The organism is Brachyspira sp., from assembly GCF_050873525.1.
Lineage (GTDB): Bacteria > Spirochaetota > Brachyspiria > Brachyspirales > Brachyspiraceae > Brachyspira.
Window position 1 is genome coordinate 1 of record NZ_JBNMIZ010000355.1, and the last position, 1,257, is coordinate 1,257.

2 protein-coding genes are annotated in these 1,257 nt (G+C 32.7%); one reads left to right on the forward strand and one right to left on the reverse strand.

The annotated features are described in order from the left end of the window. Positions 1 to 43 precede the first annotated feature (43 nt). Positions 44 to 475 (forward strand): PepSY-like domain-containing protein, encoded by a 432-nt coding sequence (locus tag ACR0QS_RS13285; RefSeq protein ID WP_432633930.1) that lies wholly within the window; start codon positions 44 to 46, stop codon positions 473 to 475. Positions 476 to 566: 91 nt separating this feature from the next. On the opposite strand, the gene ACR0QS_RS13290 is transcribed toward ACR0QS_RS13285, so the two are convergent. After that, the gene (locus tag ACR0QS_RS13290) at positions 567 to 1,088 is read right to left on the reverse strand and encodes a hypothetical protein (protein ID WP_432633931.1); all 522 of its coding nucleotides are present in this window, start codon (positions 1,086 to 1,088) and stop codon (positions 567 to 569) included. Between the last annotated feature and the right edge of the window lie 169 nt (positions 1,089 to 1,257).

Here is a 1,257-nt window from a genome sequence, read left to right on the forward strand (position 1 = left end):
ATATATAATTAAAAAATAAAATAAAAGTCAAGGAGATTTTAAAATGACAAAAACAAGAAAAATATTTGCGTTATCAATTTCTTTATTATTCGCTTCGGTTTTGTTTGCCGATATGGTTGTTCCAATTTCCGCTTTGCCTCAACCCGCCCAAAGTTTTATACAAAAAACTTTTCCCGGCGCTCAAATATTTAAAGTGGAAAGAGACGATGGAAAATTTAAAGCGAAATTAAATAACGGCGTTGAAGTAAAATTTTTTCCAAACGGAGAATGGGAAAGTATAGACAGCGATTATACTCCGATTCCAATAACCGTTTTGCCAAATGCCGTTCAAAATACGGTAAAAAATTCTTATCCTCAAGCGCTAATTACGGATGTGGAAAAAGAATTTGGAAATTACAAAATAAAATTAAACAATATGATGGAATTGTTTATATCTGGAAGCGGACAGCTTATGGGACAAAAAATGGACGATTAAATTTTTAAGCAAATAAAAGAAATAAAAAGACGATGCATAATCGCACCGTCTTTTTTATTATATTAATCTTAAACTTTTGAGGTCATAAATCTTACTGTTTAATCAAATCTTTAACCCATAAACCGTTATAATTAGCGGGTTTTACATCCAAAGTTTTTCCGCCGTTTCTAATATTAACATATACGATTCCCCAATCGGCTAAAGCTTTTCCGTATTGAGCGTCATCCGTATAAGTGTTGTTTCTATAAAGTATTCTTCTTTCTCCAGCGGTTGAAGTAAACAACATATAAGTTTTTCCGTTTTTGTCTTTCAATATTTCGGCTTGGAAATAGTATGCTCTGTTGTTAGCGTTTGCAAATCTTGGAGTCGTTTTATAAACATTTCCAACGAGACTGTCTAATAAACCGTCATCTGTAACAGGTTCTGGCTCTGGTTCTTCTGGAGTCGCAGGTTCTTCTGGGCTAACGGGGTCGTATATAGTCGTGCCATCTCCCGTAATGCTAAAGTCGGCGGGCTGAGTTACTTTTTTCTTACATGCTACGGACATCATAGCTACCATAACTACTACCGCCATTAAAAATAATAAGTTTTTTCTTTTAATTAGGTTTGTCATAATTTCTCCTTCGCTTTCTGCCTTTTGGCTTTCGGCGTTTTTTAAACTTTCTATATATATGATAGTAATTATTTAAAAAAAGTCAAGCACTTTTTTTAAATAATTTTAATGCATAATTTACGCTAAAAATAGTTTATTAACTAGAAATTATGTCAACTCTATTCATAAT

Coding starts and splice junctions, on each gene's coding strand:
- ACR0QS_RS13285 (WP_432633930.1), top strand. CDS start 44: ATGACAAAAACAAGAAAAATATTTGCGTTATCAATTTCTTTATTATTC.
- ACR0QS_RS13290 (WP_432633931.1), bottom strand. CDS start 1,088: ATGACAAACCTAATTAAAAGAAAAAACTTATTATTTTTAATGGCGGTA.